Annotated in this window: 17 protein-coding genes; 12 read left to right on the top strand and 5 right to left on the bottom strand. The window is 73.7% G+C overall.

Annotated elements, in window-relative coordinates; all coding sequences use genetic code 11:
- Positions 1–62: 62 nt before the first annotated feature.
- The gene (locus tag ACIRG6_RS20655; protein ID WP_403323951.1) at positions 63–740 is read right to left on the bottom strand and encodes a GDSL-type esterase/lipase family protein; all 678 of its coding nucleotides are present in this window, start codon (positions 738–740) and stop codon (positions 63–65) included.
- Between the two features lie 100 nt (positions 741–840).
- Between ACIRG6_RS20655 and ACIRG6_RS20650 the strand changes: the two genes are divergently transcribed.
- On the top strand, positions 841–1,821 hold the full coding sequence (locus tag ACIRG6_RS20650; protein WP_364674077.1) for a WD40 repeat domain-containing protein: 981 nt from the start codon (positions 841–843) through the stop codon (positions 1,819–1,821).
- Here the strand turns inward: ACIRG6_RS20650 and ACIRG6_RS20645 are convergent.
- Positions 1,795–2,583: a TetR/AcrR family transcriptional regulator gene (locus ACIRG6_RS20645; RefSeq protein WP_364674075.1), complete on the bottom strand. Its 789-nt coding sequence runs from the start codon at positions 2,581–2,583 to the stop codon at positions 1,795–1,797. The genes ACIRG6_RS20650 and ACIRG6_RS20645 overlap by 27 nt on opposite strands.
- A gap of 91 nt (positions 2,584–2,674) precedes the next feature.
- Between ACIRG6_RS20645 and ACIRG6_RS20640 the strand changes: the two genes are divergently transcribed.
- Both ACIRG6_RS20640 and ACIRG6_RS20635 read left to right on the top strand, forming a co-directional pair.
- Positions 2,675–3,658 (top strand): ATP-binding cassette domain-containing protein, encoded by a 984-nt coding sequence (locus ACIRG6_RS20640; RefSeq protein ID WP_403323949.1) that lies wholly within the window; start codon positions 2,675–2,677, stop codon positions 3,656–3,658.
- Positions 3,655–4,479 carry an ABC transporter permease gene (locus ACIRG6_RS20635; RefSeq protein WP_350719875.1) on the top strand — a complete coding sequence of 275 codons (825 nt, stop codon included), beginning with the start codon at positions 3,655–3,657 and terminating at the stop codon, positions 4,477–4,479. The genes ACIRG6_RS20640 and ACIRG6_RS20635 overlap by 4 nt, the downstream gene beginning before the upstream one ends.
- Before the next feature lie 69 nt (positions 4,480–4,548).
- Here the strand turns inward: ACIRG6_RS20635 and serC are convergent, their stop codons facing one another.
- Positions 4,549–5,667, bottom strand: a complete 1,119-nt coding sequence (serC, locus tag ACIRG6_RS20630) for a phosphoserine transaminase (RefSeq protein WP_403323946.1) — start codon at positions 5,665–5,667, stop codon at positions 4,549–4,551.
- 110 nt (positions 5,668–5,777) lie between these two features.
- Here serC and ACIRG6_RS20625 point away from each other — a divergent pair, with 110 nt between their 5' ends.
- From ACIRG6_RS20625 to ACIRG6_RS20615, 3 genes are all read left to right on the top strand, one after another.
- A complete protein-coding gene (locus ACIRG6_RS20625) occupies positions 5,778–8,633 on the top strand; it encodes an FAD-binding and (Fe-S)-binding domain-containing protein (RefSeq protein WP_403323944.1) in 2,856 nt (951 codons plus the stop codon).
- A gap of 94 nt (positions 8,634–8,727) precedes the next feature.
- Positions 8,728–10,272: an FG-GAP-like repeat-containing protein gene (locus ACIRG6_RS20620; protein WP_403323942.1), complete on the top strand. Its 1,545-nt coding sequence runs from the start codon at positions 8,728–8,730 to the stop codon at positions 10,270–10,272.
- Positions 10,273–10,385: 113 nt separating this feature from the next.
- A complete protein-coding gene (locus ACIRG6_RS20615; protein WP_403323939.1) occupies positions 10,386–10,955 on the top strand; it encodes a DinB family protein in 570 nt (189 codons plus the stop codon).
- Positions 10,956–10,972: 17 nt separating this feature from the next.
- On the opposite strand, the gene ACIRG6_RS20610 is transcribed toward ACIRG6_RS20615, so the two are convergent.
- Entirely contained in the window at positions 10,973–11,587 is a 615-nt protein-coding gene (locus ACIRG6_RS20610; protein WP_364674391.1) for an SUKH-4 family immunity protein, read from the bottom strand.
- Between the two features lie 133 nt (positions 11,588–11,720).
- Entirely contained in the window at positions 11,721–12,173 is a 453-nt protein-coding gene (locus ACIRG6_RS20605) for an NUDIX hydrolase (RefSeq protein ID WP_239770864.1), read from the bottom strand.
- Positions 12,174–12,369: 196 nt separating this feature from the next.
- Here ACIRG6_RS20605 and ACIRG6_RS20600 point away from each other — a divergent pair, with 196 nt between their 5' ends.
- The 6 genes from ACIRG6_RS20600 (at position 12,370) to ACIRG6_RS20575 (ending at position 21,040) form a co-directional block, all read left to right on the top strand.
- Positions 12,370–13,371 (top strand): EamA family transporter, encoded by a 1,002-nt coding sequence (locus tag ACIRG6_RS20600; RefSeq protein WP_364674061.1) that lies wholly within the window; start codon positions 12,370–12,372, stop codon positions 13,369–13,371.
- A gap of 549 nt (positions 13,372–13,920) precedes the next feature.
- Entirely contained in the window at positions 13,921–14,715 is a 795-nt protein-coding gene (locus ACIRG6_RS20595; RefSeq protein WP_364674058.1) for a TIGR03084 family metal-binding protein, read from the top strand.
- Entirely contained in the window at positions 14,712–16,385 is a 1,674-nt protein-coding gene (locus tag ACIRG6_RS20590) for an acyclic terpene utilization AtuA family protein (RefSeq protein WP_403323934.1), read from the top strand. Before ACIRG6_RS20595 ends, ACIRG6_RS20590 begins: the two co-directional genes overlap by 4 nt.
- Entirely contained in the window at positions 16,382–17,980 is a 1,599-nt protein-coding gene (locus ACIRG6_RS20585; RefSeq protein WP_364818158.1) for an acyl-CoA carboxylase subunit beta, read from the top strand. Before ACIRG6_RS20590 ends, ACIRG6_RS20585 begins: the two co-directional genes overlap by 4 nt.
- 14 nt (positions 17,981–17,994) lie before the next feature.
- Entirely contained in the window at positions 17,995–19,839 is a 1,845-nt protein-coding gene (locus ACIRG6_RS20580; RefSeq protein WP_364674049.1) for an acetyl/propionyl/methylcrotonyl-CoA carboxylase subunit alpha, read from the top strand.
- A gap of 55 nt (positions 19,840–19,894) precedes the next feature.
- Complete coding sequence (locus tag ACIRG6_RS20575) at positions 19,895–21,040, top strand: acyl-CoA dehydrogenase family protein (RefSeq protein ID WP_364674046.1); 1,146 nt, start codon at positions 19,895–19,897, stop codon at positions 21,038–21,040.
- Positions 21,041–21,043 lie beyond the last annotated feature (3 nt).

Genomic DNA, 21,043 nt, shown 5'->3' with positions numbered 1-21,043 from the left:
GTCCTCAAGCCAACGGCTTGGAGTGCGCTCCAGGCAAGCGGTTCCGCGCGCTCGCGGTCGCGCTACGACGCCGTGTACTCCCCGCCCAGGCCCCACTCCTCGTGCAGCGCCCGGGCGAACGCGCCCGCGATCCTGTGCTCGCCGGCCTCGTTGGGGTGCGTGCCGTCGTACGTGTCCTCGTGGAAGTCGTACGACGCCGGCGGCGGGACGAGGAGGAGGGCGGAGCCCGGTTCGTCGAGGTCGCCGATGGTCTTGGCCAGGAGTTCGTTGAAGCGGTGGACCTGGTCGGCGAAGGGCGCGTCGGCCTCCACCCGTATGTTCGTGATCACGGGCATGACGGCCACGCGGACGCGCGGGTTCGCCGACCGGGCCGCGGCCACGAAGGCGCGGACGTTGTCCGCGGTCTGCTCCGGGCTGGTGTAGAAGCCGAGGTCGATCAGGCCGAGGGAGACCAGGAGCACGTCCGCGCGGTGGGCGCGGACCGCGTCGCCGATCAGCGGCGTCATGTGGTGCCAGCCCTCGCCCCAGCCGGCCAGGTGGGCGCGGGGGAAACCGGGGTCGGCGTAGGCGTACGAGGTCGGGGCGTCCGTCGACGGGTCGTGCAGCGTCTCGCGGGGGCCGACGAACGTGAAGGGACGGCCGTACGAGGCGCGCAGGTGCTGCCACATGCGGTAGCGCCACGTGTGTTCGCCGGCGCTTCCGATCGTCATGGAGTCACCGACGAACATGAACCTGAGCATCCGCTCATCATGGACGATCCGCCTGGCCGACGCGATGTGAGCCCGACCACCCGGGACGACCGCCACCGTGAACACCGGCGCGGGATGGCAGGCTTGGCGCATGCGCCGCTCTTTCGCCCTCCTCGCCTCGGCCCTCCTCGTGGGCGCGTTCGCCGTGCCCGCCTCCGCCGCCGACGGGGACGACGGAAGCGACGGGTTCACGATCAAGGACCCGCGCATCACCGAGTCCAGCGGCCTCGCCGCCTCCCGCCTGCACCCCGGCGTCTACTGGACGCACAACGACCAGGACAACGGGCCCTACCTCTACGCCGTGGACGGCGCCACCGGCGAGACCGTCGCACGCGTCGCGCTCTCCGGCGTGGGCACGCCCCGGGACGTCGAGGCGATCTCCATCGGCCCCGGCAACAAGATCTTCGTCGGCGACATCGGGGACAACCTCGGCGGCACCTGGCCGTACGTGTGGATCTACGAGCTGCCCGAGCCGAAGGAACTGAGGGACCAGACGGTCAAGGCCACGCAGTACGTCGTGAAGTACGCGGACGGCGCCCGCGACGCCGAGTCGATGGTCGTCCACCCGAAGACCGGGCGCGTCTACATCATCGACAAGAACGAGGACGGCGGGCACCTGTACGAGGGCCCGGCGAAGCTGTCCTCCTCCGGCACCAACGTCTTCCGGCCCACCGTCCCCGTCGATCTGTGGGCCACCGACGCCGCGTTCTCCCCGGACGGCGAGCAGCTCGCCGTGCGCGGCTACCTCGGCGGCATCTGGTACGCCTGGAACGGCGGGAAGATCCAGCGCAAGGGCCGGATCAGCGTGCCCCTGGGGCAGGGCGAGTCCGCCACCTACACCGCCGACGGCGAGAAGCTGCTGCTCGGGATGGAGGGCGCGAACAGCCCCGTCAAGGCCGAGGACGCGCCCGGGGGCGGCCCGTCCGGCGGGGGCGACGCCTCGCCGGGCGGCGGGAGCGGGGCCTCGGGTGAGGACGGGGCCGGCGGGGACACGCTCAAGGTCGGCGCGCTCGGCCTGATCGTGGCGTGCGCGGCCCTGTTCGGGCTACGACGGCTGTTCCGGCGCCGCTGAGCCGCCCGCCGCGCGCCGCGCGGCCACCAGCACCTCCAGCCCGTCCAGGATGCGCTGAAGCCCGAACTCGAAGTGGTCGAAGCCGGTACCGAAGGCGTCCTCGGACAGGGAAGCCAGCACCGGGTAGCGCCCGCTCGTCATGGCCTTCTCCAGCACCGGCTGCTGAGCCTGCCAGAACTGGGTGTCCGTCAGCCCGGAGCTGCGCTCGGCCTCCTCCTGGTACACCTGCGTGCGGGCGGCTCCGACGACATACCCGTCGATCATGACGATCGCCGACACCAGTTCGGGGTCGGTGAGGCCCATCGGCCTGATCCGGGTGAGCACCTTCTCCATGCCGTCCAGGGCGGCCGGGCCGAGGATCGGGCGGGACTGGTTGACCTCCAGCAGCCAGGTGTGGCGGCGGTAGAGGGTGAGGGTGGCGTGGCCGAGGGCCTCCAGCGCCGAGCGCCAGCCGCCGTCACCGAAGTCGTCGGGTTCCTGGGACGTGCGCTGGACGCGGTCCAGCATCAGGTCGATCAGCTCGCCCTTGCCGGGGACGTAGCGGTAGAGGGACATCGCGCCGGTGCCCAGCTCCGTGGCGATCCGGCGCATCGAGACCGCGCCGAGCCCGTCGCGGTCCGCGACCTCGACGGCGGCCTCGACGATCCGCTCCAGCGTCAGGCCCGGTCTGGGCCCGCGGCTGGGCCGCCGGCCGGTGTCCCACAACAGTTCCAGGGTGCGGTTGATGTCGCCGCTGCCGCTGGTCTCCGTACCGCTCGCCATGAGGGTCAGTCTAGGTCCGCGGGAAAAAACTGGGTACGGCGTACGCGTAATCGGGTACGGTGTACTCAGTTGAGGAGCGAGAGGGGGACCCATGAGCGACGGGCACGCGGTACGGGCCGAGGGCCTGCGGAAGCGGTACGGCGAGAAGCACGCCCTCGACGGCTTCGACCTGGCCGTCCGCGAGGGCGCCGTGCACGGCCTGCTGGGACCGAACGGCGCCGGCAAGACCACCGCCGTGCGCATCCTGTCCACACTGGTCCGGCTGGACGGAGGGCGGGCCGAGGTGGCCGGTCTGGACGTCGCCCGGCAGGCGCGCGAGGTGCGGGCGCGGATCGGACTCACCGGGCAGTACGCGGCCGTGGACGAGGTGCTCACCGGCCGGCAGAACCTGGAGATGTTCGGGCGCCTGTTCCACCTCGGCGGCAGGCGGGCCCGGGCCCGCGCCGTCGAGCTGCTGGAGCAGTTCGACCTGACCGACGCCGCCGACCTGGGCGTCGGCACGTACAGCGGTGGCATGCGGCGCCGCCTCGACCTCGCCGCCTCGATGATCCTTGCGCCGTCCGTGCTGTTCCTGGACGAGCCGACGACGGGCCTCGACCCCCGAAGCCGCGGCGAGGTCTGGGACTCCGTGCGGGCACTGGTGGCGAGCGGCACGACGGTGCTGCTGACCACGCAGTACCTGGAGGAGGCCGACAAGCTCGCCTCCCGCATCACCGTCATCGACCAGGGCCGCGCCATCGCCGACGACACCCCGGACGGGCTGAAGAACCTGGTCGGCGGCGACCGCGTCGAGGTCGTGGTCGCCGAACGGGCGGACCTCCCGAGGGTGGTGAAGGTGGTCGCCCGGGTCTGCGACGGCGAACCCGAGGCCGACGAGGAGGCGCTGCGCGTGCACGCGCCGGTCACCGACCGGGTGTCCGCCCTGACCGAGGTCGCCCGCACCCTCCAGGACGAGGGGGTCGCGGTGGAGGACATCGGGCTGCGCAGGCCGAGCCTCGACGACGTGTTCCTGCGCCTGACCGGGCACCGGACGGACCGTGCCGGCCGTGCGGAGACGGAGGCGGTGGCGGCATGAGCGCCCTCGACCTGACGACGGCCCCGCGCGGGCGCGGGCGGCTGTACTGGCTCCTCGCCGACTGCGGCAACATCGTCCGCCGCGGTCTGACCCATTACCAGCGCCAGCCCGTCAACATCGCCTGGCAGCTGGGCTTCCCGATTCTGTCGGTCCTGCTCTACGGCTATGTCTTCGGCAGCGCGATGACCGTGCCCGGCGGCGGGGACTACAAGGACTTCCTGATGCCGGGCATGTTCGTGATGACCATGGCCTTCGGCTTCATCAACACCGCGACCGTCGTCGTCCACGACTCGACCAGGGGCGTCATCGACCGGTTCCGGTCCATGCCGATGTCGTCCTCAGCGGTGGTGGCGGGACGGGGCGTCACCGACCTCGTGGTCGCCTGCGCCGAGCTGGCCATCATGATGCTGACGGCGCTGGCCATGGGGTGGCGGCCGGACGGCGGCTGGCGCTTCGCGGCGGCGTTCGGGCTGCTGCTGTGGCTGCGGTTCGCGCTGATCTGGGTCGGCGTGTGGCTCGGCCTGCTCGTGCCCAACCCGGAGGCGGCGGGCGGCCTGTTCGCGGTCGCCTTCCCGCTGACGATGATCTCCAGCATCTTCGTCGCCCCGCAGCTCATGCCCGACTGGCTGGGCTGGGTGGCCGCCTGGAACCCCATCTCCTCCACGGCGGCGGCGGCCCGCGACCTGTTCGGCACGCCGGCCGGCGGCGGCGACTCGTGGGTCGAGCAGCACGCGCTGCTGATGGCGGGCGTCTGGCCGGTGGTGCTGACGGCGGTCTTCCTGCCGCTGGCGGTGCGCCGCTTCCAGCGGCTCAGCCGGTAGGAGCGGGAGAACGGCGAGGGGCGCCCGGCGGCATGCCGGGCGCCCCTCACCGTCGAACGGGAGTGGTGATCAGAGCTTCTCGATCACGTAGTCGATGCACTTGGTCAGCGCCTCGACGTCGGCCGGGTCGATCGCCGGGAACATCGCGACCCGCAGCTGGTTGCGGCCGAGCTTGCGGTACGGCTCGGTGTCGACGATGCCGTTGGCGCGCAGCACCTTGGCGACGGCGGCGGCGTCGATATCGTCGGAGAAGTCGATGGTGCCGATGACCTGGGACCGCTTGGCCGGGTCGGTGACGAACGGCGTCGCGAACTTCACGTCCTCCGCCCAGCCGTACAGCGTGCGCGCGGAGGTCGCGGTGCGGCGGACGGTGAAGTCCAGGCCGCCCTGGCCGTTCATCCACTCCACCTGCTCGTTGAGGAGGAACAGGGTGGCCAGCGCCGGGGTGTTGTACGTCTGGTTCTTGCGGGAGTTGTCGATCGCCGTCGGCAGCGAGAAGAACTCCGGGACGTGCCGGCCGGACGCGTGGATCCGCTCGGCGCGCTCGATGGCGGCCGGGGAGAAGACGCCGATCCACAGGCCGCCGTCGGAGGCGAAGGACTTCTGGGGGGCGAAGTAGTAGACGTCGGTCTCGGCGATGTCGACGGGCAGGCCGCCGGCGCCCGAGGTCGCGTCGACCAGCACGAGGGAGCCCTCGTCCGCGCCGGCGACACGCTTGATGGGCATGGCGACACCGGTCGACGTCTCGTTGTGGGTGAACGCGTACACGTCCACGCCGGCCTCGGCCCGCGCCTCGGGGTGGGTGCCCGGTTCGGCGGAGACGACCGTCGGCTCGGCCAGCCAGGGGGCGAGCTTGGCCGCCTTGGCGAACTTGGAGGAGAACTCGCCGAAGGTGAGGTGCTGCGACTTGTTCTCGATCAGGCCGTGCGTCGCGACGTCCCAGAACGCCGTGGAGCCGCCGTTGCCGAGGATCACCTCGTAACCGTCGGGGAGCTGGAACAGCTCGCGGATGCCCTCACGGACCGTGCCGACCAGGTTCTTGACCGGGGCCTGGCGGTGGGAGGTCCCGAGGAGGGACGTACCGGTGGCGGCCAGCGCGTCCAGCGCCTCCACCCGCACCTTGGAGGGACCCGCGCCGAATCGACCGTCCGCGGGCTTGATGTCAGCAGGAATCTGGATCTCAGCCACGAGCCGGAGGCTACCCCCTGGGCGAAACCGGGCGGTGACATGTCCGTCCGATGAGACGAGATCTCCGCCTTGCGGACCTGTACTGAGCTACGAGAGCTCATCCTGGACGCATGACCGATCTGGAGGCAGCACTGCGCGGGGCCGTCCGGGGCGAGGTCGGATTCGACGTCGCTTCCCGGGCGCTGACCACCATGGACGCGTCCAACTACCGGCGGGTCCCGCTCGGTGTGGTGGCGCCGCGGGACGCCGACGACGTGGCGGCCGTGCTGGAGGTGTGCCGGGAGCGGGGTGTGCCGGTCGTGGCGCGCGGCGGGGGCACGTCGATCGCGGGGCAGGCCACCGGCACGGGCGTCGTCCTGGACTTCACCCGGCACATGAACCGGCTGGTCTCCCTCGACCCCGGGGCACGCACCGCCGTCGTCCAGCCGGGCCTGGTCCTCGACCGTCTCCAGGAGGCCGCCGCCCCGCACGGTCTGCGCTTCGGCCCCGACCCCTCCACCCACAGCCGCTGCACGCTCGGCGGGATGATCGGCAACAACTCGTGCGGCTCCCACTCGGTGGCCTGGGGCACCACGGCGGACAGCGTGCGCGAGCTGACCGTGCTCACCGCGCGCGGACGGCGGCTGCGGCTCGGGCGGGACTGGGCCGGGGCGCCGGAGGGCCTGCGCGAGCTGGTGGACGGTGACCTGGCGCGGCTGCGCACCGGCTTCCCCGACCTGCCCCGCCGTATCTCCGGCTACGCGCTGGACGCGCTGCTCCCGGAGCACGGCGCGGACGTCGCCCGCTCCTTCTGCGGCTCGGAGGGCACGCTGGGCGTGCTGACCGAGGCGGAGGTCCGGCTGGTCGAGGCGCCACCCGCGCGTGCGCTGGCGGTGCTGGGCTACGCCGACGAGGCCGGGGCCGCGGAGGCGGCGGCCGGCCTGCTGCCGCTCGGGCCGCTGACCGTGGAGGGCATGGCGGTGGACCTGGTGCCGTCCACGCGGGGGCTGCCGCGGGGCGGGGCCTGGCTGTTCGTGGAGACGGGCGGTGAGTCGCCGGCGGAGGCACGCGCGCGTGCGGAGGCCGTCGTGCGGGCGGCCGATGTCGTGGACGCGCTGGTGGTGACCGACCCGGCCGGGCAGCGGGCGCTGTGGCGGATCCGGGAGGACGCGAGCGGTACGGCGACGCGGATGCCGGACGGGGCGGAGGCGTGGCCGGGCTGGGAGGACTGCGCGGTGCCGCCGGCGCGGCTGGGCGGCTACCTGCGGGACTTCCGGAGCCTGCTCGCCGCCCACGGCCTGCGCGGCACGCCGTACGGCCACTTCGGGGACGGCTGCATCCACGTACGCATCGACTTCGACCTGCTGACGGACGCCGGGGTGGCCCGCTTCCGCCGCTTCTCGCAGGAGCTGGCGGACGTGGTCGTGGCCCACCAAGGCTCCCTCTCCGGGGAGCACGGGGACGGGCAGGCGCGGGCGGAGCTGCTGCCGCGGATGTACGGCGAGGAGACGGTGGCCCTCTTCGAGCGGGCCAAGGGCGTCTGGGACCCGGACGACCTGCTCAACCCGGGGATGCTGGTGCGCCCGGCGCCGCTGGACGCGAACCTGCGCTTCGCCGTCCTGCCGCGTGACCCGGTGGACGTGGAGTTCGGCTACCCGGCCGACGGGGGCGACTTCTCGGCGGCGGTGCGGCGCTGCGTCGGCGTCGCCAAGTGCCGTACGGCGTCGGTCTCCGGCTCCGGGGTGATGTGCCCCTCGTTCCGCGCGACGGGCGAGGAGGAGCACTCCACGCGGGGCAGGGCGCGGCTGCTGCACGAGATGCTCGCCGGTGAGCTGGTGACCGACGGCTGGCGGTCCACGGAGGTGCGCGACGCCCTGGACCTGTGCCTGTCCTGCAAGGGCTGCCGCTCCGACTGCCCGGTCGAGGTGGACATGGCCACGTACAAGGCGGAGTTCCTGCACCACCACTACGCGGGCCGGCGCCGCCCCGCCGCCCACTACGCGATGGGGTGGCTGCCGGTGTGGCTGCGCTGGGCGGCGCGGACCCGGACCGCTCCGGTCGTCAACGCCCTTGCTTCGGTCCGGCCGTTGGCCGCGGTGGCGAAACGGCTGGGCGGGATCGCGGGCGAGCGGGAGCTGCCGCGGCTGACCGGGCAGACGTTCACGCGGTGGTGGCGCAGGCGGCGTCCGGCCGCCGGGCGGTCCGGCGACCTGGTGGTGCTCTGGCCCGACACCTTCACCGAGCACCTGTCGCCGTCCGTGGGCCGGGCTGCCGTACGGGTGCTGGAGGCCGCGGGACTGCGGGTGGCGCTCCCCCCGACGCTGCGGGGCCGGGCCGTCGGGGACGGCGCATCGAGGTCGGCGGCCGCCCTGCTGACCGCCCGCCGGGGCCGGGTCTGCTGCGGCCTGACGTACGTCTCCACGGGCCAACTGGACCGCGCCCGCGCGGTGATGCGCCGCACGCTGGACCTGATGGCGCCGGTGCTGGAGACGCGGGCGCCGGTCGTCGTCCTGGAGCCGAGCTGCGCGGCGGCCCTGCGCACGGACCTGCCGGAGCTGCTCCACGACGATCCGCGTGCCGCCCGGCTCGCCGCCCGTGTCCTGACGTTCGCCGAAGCCCTGGAGCGCCACGCCCCCGACTGGATCCCGCCCGCCGTGGACCGCCCGGTCACCGGCCAGACCCACTGCCACCAGCACGCGGTGCTGGGCGACGCGGCCGACCGCCGGCTGCGCGAGGCGGCGGGCCTGACCGGTGAGCTGAGCGGCGGCTGCTGCGGCCTCGCGGGCAACTTCGGCTTCGAGAAGGGCCACTACGAGGTCTCGGCCGCCTGCGCCGAGGACCAGCTGCTGCCGGCGGTGCGTCAGGCACCGGACGGGGCGGTGGTCCTGGCGGACGGCTTCTCGTGCCGGACACAGCTGGAGCAGCTGGCGGGGGTGCGGGGGCGGCATCTGGCGGAGGTGCTGGCGGAGGGGCTGACGGGGGAGTGACGGTCGGACTCAGGGGGCCCTGCGGCCGGTGGAACTCGACCTCCGGGCGGGACGTCGTGGAACCGTGGGCCGCGGGCCCCGCGTGATCGTCCGTATGGACGGTTCGGGTGATCGAGCGGAGGAGCCGCGGCGGCGGGTCGGCAAGCGGGCGTGGGTGACCGGGGGCGGTGCGGCCGTCGTCGCGTTGGCCGTCGCCGTGGGGGTGGTGGTCGCCGGCGACGAGCCGGCCGGCGTCGCCTCGCCGCGCGGCTGCGGTACCGGCGCCCACGGCACCGCGGCCGCCGCGCCCGCCCCGGAGGGCGCCGCCGACTTCGACGGTGACGGGCACCCCGACCTGGCCTTCGGCTCCACGGGCAGCGTGGAGGGCGGGAGCGGGGGCGGGAGCATCGAGGTGGCGTACGGGACGGGGGCGGGGACGGGGATCGGCCGGTGCCAGTACCTCACCCAGGACGATGCCGGGATTCCCGGGAAGAACCGTGACGAGGCCTTCTTCGGGACGGACGTCGTGGCCCGCGACTTCGACGGGGACGGGTACACCGACCTCGCGGCCTCCGTCTTCGACTGGAAGCCGAGCGTGATCATCGTGTGGGGTTCCGGGGACGGGCTGTCGCGCGCCACCCGGGTGCCCGACACGGACGTCAGCCATGTCGCCTGGGACAACGACCCGATCCTGGACGAGCAGCTCGTCGCCGGTGACTTCGACGGGGACGGCCACCCCGACCTGGTCTTCGGGCTGGGCTCCGACAAGGGGCTGCTCAAGGGGCCCTTCGGGCGCGACGGCACCCCGGCCGGCACGGACCGGGTTCCCGCGCCGCGCAGGCCCGCGCCGGACGTCGAGAGCGCGAAGTACGGCGACCTCCTCGCCGGGGACCTCGACGGCGACGGCATCGACGACCTGGTGAGCTTCCACGAGGCCGACCCGGACCCCGAGGCGCCCTGGGCCGAGCAGAGGCGGCCGGTGAGCTATCTGCACGGGGGCCGGGACGGCCTCACGCAGCCCGAGGGCACGCGGCTCCCCGACGCGGGCGAGGGCGCGGTCGGTGACGTGGACGGGGACGGCTACGACGACCTCGTCCTCAGCCCCCGGGGCGGTGACGCGAGCCCCGGCTCGGTGACGGTGGTGTACGGGTCGGAGGCCGGGCCGGGGAAACGGACGACGACCGTCGACCGCGACACGCCCGGCGTGCCCGGCGAAGAACCCCAGGACGAGGACGCCGTCCTCGTCGCCCTGGACACCGGGGACGTCAACGGCGACGGATACGCGGACGTGGTGGCCGGTGCCCCCCGCTGGGACGTGTACGGGAAGCCGGGCCCGGAGCAGGTGCTGTTCCTGGCGGGCGGCCCGGACGGGCTCAGCGGTGAGGGTGCCCGGCTGTTCGACGGCGACGACCTCGGCGCCGCACCGGGCGGGGACGCCGACTTCGGCAGCGCCGTGGGCCTCACCGACCTGGACGGCGACGGACGTGCCGACCTCGTCGTGGCCGCGCCGGGCAGCGACACGGTCGACGGCGTCGCGTACCTGCTGCCCGGCACGGCCGGCGGACCCTCCGCCGAGGGCGTCACCCGGCTCTCCGGGGACAGCTTCGACGACACGGAGGGGCTGGGCCTGCTGATGGGCGGCGGGGGAGTCGCCCACTAGAGCCTCTCCGGGCGCTCTGCTGCTTCCGCGTGATGTAGGACACGGTCTGACCTCGATGGCTCATAGCGTGGTCCTCGACCGACGAAACAGGAACACCGGAAGGCGGAAAGACCATGACCTCCGACGGGACGACCACCCGCGACCTGACCACCCACGACGCGACCGAGGCCCCGGCCGTCGCCGACGAGCGTGCCGACCTGCTGGCGATGCTGGCCAAGCACCGGCACTTCCTGCGCTTCACCACCCGCGACCTCACCGACGAGCAGGCCGGGCTCCGGACCACGGCCAGTGAGCTCTGTCTGGGCGGCCTGATCAAGCACGTGACCTCGGTCGAGCGGAAGTGGGGCGACTTCATCCTGGACGGTCCGTCGGCGATGGGGGACTTCACGGCCATGACCGAGGCCGACTGGGCCCGGAGGGCCGACGAGTTCAGGATGCTGCCCGGTGAGACGCTGGCCGGTGTACTGGCCGACTACGCCGAGGTGGCCCGCCGGACCGACGACCTGATCGCCACCGTGCCCGACCTGGGGGCCACGCAGCCGTTGCCGAAGGCCCCGTGGTTCGAGGACACGCACTGGTCGGCGCGCCGGGTGCTGATGCACGTCATCGCCGAGACCGCTCAGCACGCCGGCCACGCCGACATCATCCGCGAGTCACTGGACGGCGCGAAGAGCATGGGCTGACCGGCGGCGCCCGGCGATCACCCGTAGAGCGAGCGGGCTCCCGGGCTGTCGCCCTGGAAACGCTGACCCATGGCGATCTCGTCGCCGACCACCGACCAGAGCGTCTCGTCGTCCTGGAAGGGGAGCGGGTCGACACCGTTCGTCTCCCGGCGGACGCGCTCGACCTCGCGCTCCAGGCGCTCGAAGCCGGCTTCCTCGTCACCGTCGTCGCCGAAGGTGAACTCGTCCAGCAGGCGCTGGAACCGCACGGTGACCCGGACGAGGGAGGAGGCGTCCGTGTGGAGTTCCCGCACGGTCTCCTCGTCGGGGTCGAAGGCGTACACCTTGCCGCCGCCGGGATCCAGCGCGAGGTGGGCGTTGAGGAGCCAGCCGATGACGGGCCAGTCGCCCGCGTCACGTGAGGCGGCCTCGAAGTCCTCGGCGGCGACGACGTCCCGGACGAGGGGCAGCCGTCCGGATTCCCCGTCGGGCTCACGCAGCGAGAGCGTCCCGGTGGGGACGCCGACGGTCTGCAGGAGGCGGGCGCCCTCGGTGCCCGCGGCGAGGGGCGGGAAGGCGGTGGCGGGCAGGGTGGCGAGCCGGTCCTCGCCGAAGATGTCGGCGAGTTCGCCGCGGGTGACGTCGAACAGCATGGCCAGGACTACTCCGGACTCGGGCGTCGCACGGGTGCCGAGGAAACGGCCCGGCCACTTTACGAAGCGGCACCTCAGGTGGGTGGCCAGGGGCGTCTGATCGGGCACCGGCGCGTGCGACACCAGGGGCGGCTCAGGGAACCGTCTCGCCCCGCACCAGCGGACCGCACACCGGCTGGATGCCCTCGGGGAGGTCGTCCGGGCGGCACCAGCGGGCCTCCAGGATCTCGAACGGGTCGAGGCGCAGCTCGCCGCCCAGCAGACGGGCCTCGTACGCCACCTCCAGACGGGTGCGCAGACCGCTGGTCAGCATGACCAGCCGGCCCACCTCCACCTCCAGGCCGGTCTCCTCCCGGACCTCGCGCACCACGGTCGCCCGGAAGTCCTCGCCCTTGCGCGCGAAGCCGCTCGGCAGACCCCACTGGCGGCCCGGCGGCCACATCCGGTGCCTCAGCATCAGCACCCGCCCCTCGTCGTCGCGCACGACGCCGGTCACGCCGACGACGAACTTGGCGTTGAGGAACCACACGATGCGGCTCTGCAGCGGGCGCAGCAGGCGCCAGAGGCGGGCCAGGAGTCGTCTCACGCCGCGGACGCTACCGCCTCGGTGAGCGGACCCGTCCGGGGAGGTCCCGCCCGCCAGGCGGACGTCCGTTGACAGCCGCACACCCCGCCCCCGACAGTTGCATGGCAGGGCTACGCGCCTGTCTAAGTCCATTACCCTGGACTGTGCCGTACAGCACGATGAACAAAGTCGACCCGCAGACCGTCCCGGAGCCCTCGTGAGCACCTCCAGCGCCACCCCCGGCACCCCCTCCCCGGCCGCCTCCACGGCGGGCCCCGAGGCAGCGCAGGCCGTCGGCCACGCGCCCGCGCCGGGTGGTGCCCCGGCCGGCCGCTGGGGTTCCCTCGGCCCGGTCGGACTGGTCCTCGCCGGGGGGATCTCCGTGCAGTTCGGCGCCGCGCTGGCGGTGAGCCTCATGCCCCGGGCCGGCGCCCTCGGCGTGGTGACCCTGCGGCTGGTCGTGGCCGCCGTCGTCCTGCTCCTGGTCTGCCGTCCCCGGCTGCGCGGCCACTCCCGCGCCGACTGGGGCACGGTCGTCGTCTTCGGCATCGCCATGGCCGGCATGAACGGCCTCTTCTACCAGGCCGTCGACCGCATCGCCCTCGGCCCCGCCGTCACCCTGGAGGTGCTCGGCCCGCTCGCCCTGTCGGTCTTCGCCTCCCGGCGCGCGGTCAACCTGGTGTGGGCCGCGCTCGCGCTGGCCGGCGTCTTCCTGCTCAGCGGCGGCGGCTTCGACAGTCTCGACCCGGCCGGTGCCGCCTTCGCGCTGGGGGCGGGCGTGATGTGGGCCGCGTACATCGTCTTCAGCGCGCGCACCGGCCGCCGCTTCCCGCAGGCCGACGGGCTGGCCCTCGCCATGGCGGTCGGCGCGGTGCTGTTCCTGCCGCTGGGCATCGCCGAGTCGGGGTCCAAGCTGATCGACCCCGTGACGCTCGCGCTGGGCGCCGGGGTGGCCCTGCTCTCCTCCGTCCTGCCGTACACGCTCGAACTGCTCGCGCTGCGGCGCCTGCCCGCGCCGACCTTCGCCATCCTCATGAGCCTGGAGCCCGCCATCGCCGCGACGGCCGGCTTCCTCATCCTCGACCAGGCCCTGTCCGCCACGCAGTCGGCCGCCATCGCCCTGGTCGTGGCGGCGAGCATGGGCGCGGTACGGACCCAGGTGGGCCGGCGAAGCCGCGCGAAGCGGCCCCTCCCGGGCCCGGGAGCCGACGGCCAGTAGACGCCGCGCTCCCCGACACCCCCGCTCCCGGCCCCCGCCCCGGCTCCCACCCGGCACGGGGGTCGGGACGTTTCCCGGCCCGGCTCCGGCCTCCGCCCCGGCGGCGCGGGCCTCCGGCCGGGCTCTGCCCTCCGCCCCGGCTCCGGCCTCCGGTCCGGCGCGGTACTCCGACCGGGTTCCGGCTTCCGCCCCACCTCCGGCTTCCGGCCTGGCGCGGTACTCCGATCGGGTTCCGGCCGCCCCCCGGTCCCGGTGTGGTCCGCGTCCCGGCCCCGCCTTCGCCCCGGTGCCCCGCCGGGTCCAGCCTCGGTCCCAGCCCGGCTCTCGGCCTGCTCCTCCCCAGCGCCCCCCGCCGGGGCGCGGTGTCCAACCCAACTCCGCCCCGGCCCGGGGCGCCGCGTCCAACCCAGCCCCGCCCCGGCCCCGCTCCGGCGACACGCCCCGCCCCGGCCCCGCCGAAATTCATGCAAGCATGCTTGATTGTTTACGCCTCCGCTGCCATGCTCCACACCACCGCGCCGCACGCCGCCGTGCCCGAGGGGAGCGCCCGTGTCCGACCCGACGCCCGTGATCGACGACCTGCGCGAGGAGAGCGAGGAGCTCGACGCGCTGGTCGCCCCGCTGAGCCCCGAGCAGTGGGCGCTCGCCACGCCCGCCCCGGGCTGGACGATCGCCCACCAGATCGCCCACCTGGCCTGGACCGACCGGTCCGCCCTGGTCGCCGTCACCGACGAGGACGGCTTCAAGGCGCTGGTGGAGAAGGCCCTCGCCGCGCCCGGCACCTTCGTCGACGAGGCCGCGGAGGAAACCGCCCGCCGGGCCCCCGCCGAGCTGCTGGAGTACTGGCGCGAGGGCCGCCGGCGGCTCGGCACCGCTCTGCGCGAGTCGGCCCCCGGCGCCCGCTTCCCCTGGTACGGCCCGCCCATGGCGGCCGCCTCCATGGCCACCGCCCGGCTCATGGAGACCTGGGCCCACGGCCTCGACGTCGCCGAGGCGCTCGGCGTGACGCGCCCGCCCACCGACCGCCTGCGACACATCGCCCGCATCGGCGTGCGCACCCGGGACTTCGCCTACGCGGCCCACGGTCTCACCCCGCCCGCCGAGCCGTTCCGCGTCGAACTCACCGGACCGGACGGCGACCCGTGGACGTACGGCCCCGAGGACGGGGAACAGCGCGTCACCGGCCCCGCCCTCGACTTCTGCCTCCTGGTCACCCAGCGCGCCCACCGCGCCGACCTCGCCCTCACCGCCGAGGGCCGGGACGCCGACCGCTGGCTGGACATCGCCCAGGCCTTCGCCGGACCGCCGGGAGCGGGACGGAAGCCGAAGGGGGCCGAGGGGTGACGGCGCCGCTCCGTATCGGCAACACCTCGGGCTTCTACGGCGACCGTTTCGACGCGATGCGCGAGATGCTCACCGACGGCCCCCTGGACGTCCTCACCGGCGACTACCTCGCCGAACTGACCATGCTCATCCTCGGCCGCGACCGGCTCAAGAACCCCGACGCGGGGTACGCGCGCACCTTCCTGCGCCAACTGGAGGAGTGCCTCGGCCTCGCCCACGACCGGGGCGTCCGCATCGTCACCAACGCCGGCGGACTCAACCCCGCCGGACTCGCCGACGCCGTACGCGCCCTCGCCGGCCGGCTCGGCATCCCCGTACGGGTCGCGCACGTCGAGGGCGACGACCTCACCGCCGCCCACCCGGGAGCGCTGGCCGCGCACGCCTACCTCGGCGGCTTCGGCATCGCCGAGTGCCTGCGCGCGGGGGCGGACGTCGTCGTCACCGGGCGGGTCACCGACGCCGCCCTGGTCACCGGGCCCGCCGCCGCGCACTTCGGCTGGGCGGCGACGGAGTACGACCGGCTCGCGGGCGCGGTCGTCGCCGGGCACGTGCTGGAGTGCGGGACACAGGCGACCGGCGGCAACTACGCCTTCTTCCGGGACGGCGACGTCCGGCGCCCCGGCTTCCCGCTCGCCGAGCTGCACGCCGACGGCACCTGCGTCATCACCAAGCACGACGGCACCGGCGGCTTCGTCGACACCGGCACGGTGACCGCCCAGCTGCTGTACGAGACGGGCGGCGCCCGGTACGCGGGTCCCGACGTCACCGCCCGGCTGGACACCGTACGGCTCACCCAGGACGGCCCCGACCGGGTACGGATCGACGGCGTCCGCGGCGAGGCCCCGCCGCCCACCCTGAAGGTCGGCCGCAACCGCCTCGGCGGCTTCCGCAACGAGGTCACCTTCGTGCTCACCGGCCTCGACATCGAGGCCAAGGCCGCCCTCGTACGGGCGCAGATGGAACCCGCCCTCGCCAAGGTCACCGACGTCCGCTGGGACCTGGTCCGCACCGACCGGCCGGACGCGCCGACCGAGGAGACGGCCAGCGCCCTGCTGCGGCTCGTCGTCCGCGACGCCGATCAGCAGGCCGTCGGACGGGCACTGAGCGGGGCCGCCGTCGAACTGGCCCTCGCCGGTTACCCCGGTTTCCATGTGTCGGCGCCCCCCGGCAAGGGCTCGCCCTACGGGGTCTTCGAGGCCGGCTACGTCCCGCAGGACGGCGTCGACCACGTCGCCGTCCTCCACGACGGCCGGCGCGTCCCCGTGGCACCGGCTCCCGGCACCGCCGTACCGGCGGCCGTACCGGAGCCGCCCCTGCCGGAGCCGCTGCCGCCGGGGCCCCGCAGGCGCGCGCCCCTCGGGCTCGTCGCCGGGGCCCGCAGCGGCGACAAGGGCGGCAGCGCCAACGTCGGCGTGTGGGCCCGCACCGACGAGGCCTGGCGCTGGCTCGCGCACGAGCTGACCACCGACCGGTTCCGGGAGCTGATCCCGGAGGCCCGCGACCTGCCCGTCACCCGGCACGTGCTGGCGAACCTGCGCGCCCTGAACTTCGTGGTCGAGTCGATCCTCGGCGAGGGCGTCGCCGCCCAGCACCGCTTCGACCCGCAGGCCAAGGCGCTCGGCGAATGGCTGCGCGCCCGCCACCTGGACATCCCGGAGGTACTCCTGTGACGGTCCTGCCCACCACCGTCGACCCGGCCGGCCCCGACCACCGGGCCAACCGCGAGGCCATGCTCGGCAGACTCGCCGAGCTGGACGCCGAGCACGCCAAGGCCCTCGCGGGCGGCGGCGAGAAGTACGTCGCCCGGCACCGCGAACGCGGCAAGCTGCTCGCCCGCGAACGCATCGAGCTGCTCCTCGACCCCGACACGCCCTTCCTGGAGCTGTCGCCGCTGGCGGCCTGGGGCAGCGAGTACACGGTCGGCGCCTCCCTCGTCACCGGCATCGGCGTCGTCGAGGGCGTCGAGTGCCTGATCACCGCCAACGACCCGACCGTGCGCGGCGGCGCCAGTAACCCCTGGTCGCTGAAGAAGGCCCTGCGCGCCAACGACATCGCCCTCGCCAACCGGCTGCCCTGCATCAGCCTGGTCGAGTCCGGCGGCGCCGACCTGCCGTCGCAGAAGGAGATCTTCATCCCCGGCGGCGCGATCTTCCGCGACCTGACCCGGCTGTCCGCGGCCGGCGTCCCCACCGTCGCCGTCGTCTTCGGCAACTCCACGGCGGGGGGCGCCTACATCCCCGGCATGTCCGACCACGTGATCATGGTCAAGGAGCGCGCCAAGGTGTTCCTCGGCGGGCCGCCGCTGGTCAAGATGGCCACCGGCGAGGAGAGCGACGACGAGTCGCTGGGCGGCGCCGAGATGCACGCCCGCACCTCGGGCCTCGCCGACTACTTCGCCGTGGACGAGCCCGACGCCCTGCGCCAGGCCCGCCGCGTCGTCGCCCGCCTCAACCACCGCAAGGCGTACGCCGATCCACCGGCCGCCGAGCCGCCCACGTACGACCCCGAGGAACTCCTCGGCATCGTCCCCGGCGACCTCAGGACCCCCTTCGACCCGCGCGAGGTCATCGCCCGGATCGTCGACGCCTCCGACTTCGACGAGTTCAAACCGCTGTACGGGACCAGCCTCACCACCGGCTGGGCGAGCCTGCACGGCTACCCGGTCGGCATCCTCGCCAACGCGCGGGGCGTCCTGTTCAGCGAGGAGTCGCAGAAGGCCGCCCAGTTCATCCAGCTCGCCAACCAGCGCGACATCCCGCTCCTCTTCCTGCACAACACCACCGGCTACATGGTCGGCAAGGAGTACGAGCAGGGCGGCATCATCAAGCACGGCGCGATGATGATCAATGCCGTCTCCAACTCGCGGGTCCCGCACCTGTCCGTCCTCATGGGGGCGTCGTACGGCGCCGGGCACTACGGCATGTGCGGCAGGGCCTACGACCCGCGCTTCCTGTTCGCCTGGCCCAGCGCCAAGTCCGCCGTCATGGGCCCGCAGCAGCTCGCCGGGGTGCTCTCCATCGTCGCCCGCCAGTCGGCCGCCGCGAAGGGACAGCCGTACGACGACGAGGCGGACGCGGCGCTGCGCGCCATGGTGGAGCAGCAGATCGAGTCCGAGTCGCTGCCCATGTTCCTGTCCGGGCGGCTCTACGACGACGGCGTCATCGACCCGCGCGACACCCGCACCGTCCTCGGCCTGTGCCTGTCCGCCGTCCACACCGCGCCCTACGAAGGTGCGCGCGGTGGCTTCGGCGTCTTCCGAATGTGAGGGGTGAGGAACCAGTGATCACTTCCGTCCTCGTCGCCAACCGGGGCGAGATCGCCTGCCGTGTCTTCCGCACCTGCCGGGAGTCGGGAATCCGGACCGTCGCGGTGTACTCGGACGCCGACGAGCACGCCCTCCACGCGCGCGTGGCCGACACCGCGGTCCGGCTGCCGGGAACGGCGTCCGCCGACACCTACCTGCGCGGCGACCTGATCGTGAAGGCCGCGATCACGGCCGGCGCCGACGCCGTGCACCCCGGCTACGGCTTCCTCTCCGAGAACGCCGACTTCGCCCGCGCCGTCACCGACGCGGGCCTGACCTGGATCGGGCCGCCGCCGGAGGCCATCGAGGCGATGGCGTCCAAGACCCGCGCCAAGGAACTGATGGGCATCGCGCCCCTGGGCGAGGTCACCGAGGCCGACCTGCCGGTGCTGGTCAAGGCCGCGGCGGGCGGCGGCGGACGCGGCATGCGCGTCGTACGGCGGCTGGCCGACCTCGACGCCGAGCTGACCGCCGCACGCGCGGAGGCGGCGAGCGCCTTCGGCGACGGCGAGGTGTTCGTCGAGCCCTATGTGGAGAACGGCCGCCACGTCGAGGTGCAGATCCTCGCCGACACGCACGGCACGGTGTGGGCGCTCGGCACCCGGGACTGCTCCCTCCAGCGCCGTCACCAGAAGGTGATCGAGGAGGCCCCGGCGCCGGGACTGACCGCGTCGCTCACCGAGGACCTGTACGAGCAGGCCGTCCGGGCCGCCCGCGCCGTCGACTACGCCGGCGCCGGCACCGTCGAGTTCCTCGTCGCGGACGGCAGGGCCCACTTCCTGGAGATGAACACCCGCCTCCAGGTCGAACACCCCGTCACGGAGGCGGTCTTCGGCATCGACCTGGTCGCCCTCCAGCTCCGCGTCGCCGAGGGCCACGCCCTCGAAGCCGACCCTCCGCCCGCGCGTGGCCACGCCGTGGAGGCCCGCCTGTACGCCGAGGACCCGGCGCGGGGCTGGGCCCCCCGGACCGGCCGCCTGCACCGCCTCGCCGTCCCGGACGGCGTCCGTCTGGACACCGGCTACACCGACGGCGACGACATCGGCGTCCACTACGACCCGATGCTCGCCAAGGCGGTCGCCCACGCCCCCACCCGCGCGGAGGCCGTCCGCCGCCTCGCCGGCGCCCTGGAACGGGCCGCGATCCACGGCCCGGTCACCAACCGGGACCTGCTCGTACGCTCCCTGCGGCACGAGGAGTTCACCTCCGCCCGCATGGACACCGGCTTCTACGACCGCCACCTCGCCGCCCTCACCGAGCCGGCCCCGGACCCCCTCGCCCCGCTGGCCGCCGCCCTCGCCGACGCCCACGGCCGCTCCCGGTTCGGCGGCGGCTGGCGGAACGTCCCGTCACAGCCGCAGGTCAAGCGGTACGCGCTGGCGGGCGAGGAGCACGAGGTCCGCTACCACCACACCCGTGACGGCCTCACCGCCGACGGCGTACGCGTCCTCCACGCCGACGCCGCACGCGTCGTCCTCGAAGCGGACGGCGTCCGGCACACGTACGAGATCGCCCGCTACGGCGACCGGGTCCACGCGAACACCACCGTCCTCACCCCCCTGCCCCGCTTCCCCGACCCCACCACCCAGCACGCCCCCGGCTCCCTCCTCGCCCCCATGCCGGGCACGGTCGTCCGCGTCGCGGAAGGCCTGACCGAGGGCACGACCGTGACGGCGGGCCAGCCCCTGCTGTGGCTGGAGGCGATGAAGATGGAACACAAGATCACCGCCCCGGTCACGGGAACACTCGCCGCGCTGAACGCCGTACCGGGACAGCAAGTGACGGTCGGCTCTCTCCTGGCGGTAGTGCAAGCACCCTAGGGGCGCGGGGAACTGCGCGACCAGCCACGACGAGACCCGCAGACGAAGGAGCCGCATGACCCCCGTACTCGAATCCGAAGAGCACAAGTCCCTCCGCGAAGCGGTATCGGCCTTCGCCAGAAGCCACCCCCGCACCCTCGGCACCGACAACAGGCGCTTCTGGCGGGACGCCGCCAAGCTCGGCTACATCGGCGTCAACCTGCCGGAGGCATACGGCGGTGGCGGCGGCGGCATCACCGAACTCTCCCTCGTCCTCGAAGAGATGGGCGCCGCCGGCAACCCCCTGCTCATGATGATCGTCTCCCCGGCGATCTGCGGCACCGTCATCGCCCGCTTCGGCACCGAGGCCCAGAAGCGGGAGTGGCTCCCCGCCCTGGCCGACGGCAGCCGCCTGATGGCCTTCGGCATCACCGAACCCGACGCCGGCTCCAACAGCCACCGCATCACCACCACCGCCCGCCGCGACCCGGCGAGCGGGGACTGGCTGCTCACCGGCCGCAAGGTCTTCGTCTCCGGCGTCGACATCGCCGACGCCACCCTCATCGTCGGCCGCACCGAAGACGCCCGCACCGGCACACTCAAGCCCTGCCTGTTCATCGTCCCGCGCGACGCGGAAGGCTTCCAGCGGCGCCCCATCGCCATGGAACTCAACGCCGCCGAGAAGCAGTTCGAGCTCGTCCTGGACGACGTACGGCTGCCCCCCGAGGCCCTCGTCGGCGACGAGGACGCCGGACTCCTCCAGCTCTTCGCCGGCCTCAACCCCGAGCGCGTCATGACCGCCGCCTTCGCGATCGGCATGGGCCGCTACGCCCTGACCCGCGCCGTCGAGTACGCCCGCGAACGCACCGTCTGGAAGACCCCCATCGGCGCCCACCAGGCCATCGCCCACCCTCTCGCCCAGGCCCACATCGACCTCGAACTGGCCCGCCTGATGATGCAGAAGGCGGCCCACCTGTACGACGCCGGCGACGACATGGGCGCGGGCGAGGCCGCCAACATGGCCAAGTACGCGGCCGGCGAGGCCTGTGTGAAGGCCGTCGACCAGGCCGTGCACACCCTCGGCGGCAACGGACTCACCCGCGAGTACGGGCTCGCCCAGCTGATAACGGCGTCGCGCGTGGCTCGTATCGCCCCGGTGAGCCGGGAGATGATTCTCAACTACGTCTCCCACCAGACCCTGGGCCTGCCCAAGTCGTACTAGCCC

The sequence above is a fragment of the Streptomyces flaveolus genome (assembly GCF_044765825.1).
GTDB lineage: Bacteria > Actinomycetota > Actinomycetes > Streptomycetales > Streptomycetaceae > Streptomyces > Streptomyces flaveolus.
This window is presented reverse-complemented; position numbering and strand designations above follow the sequence as displayed.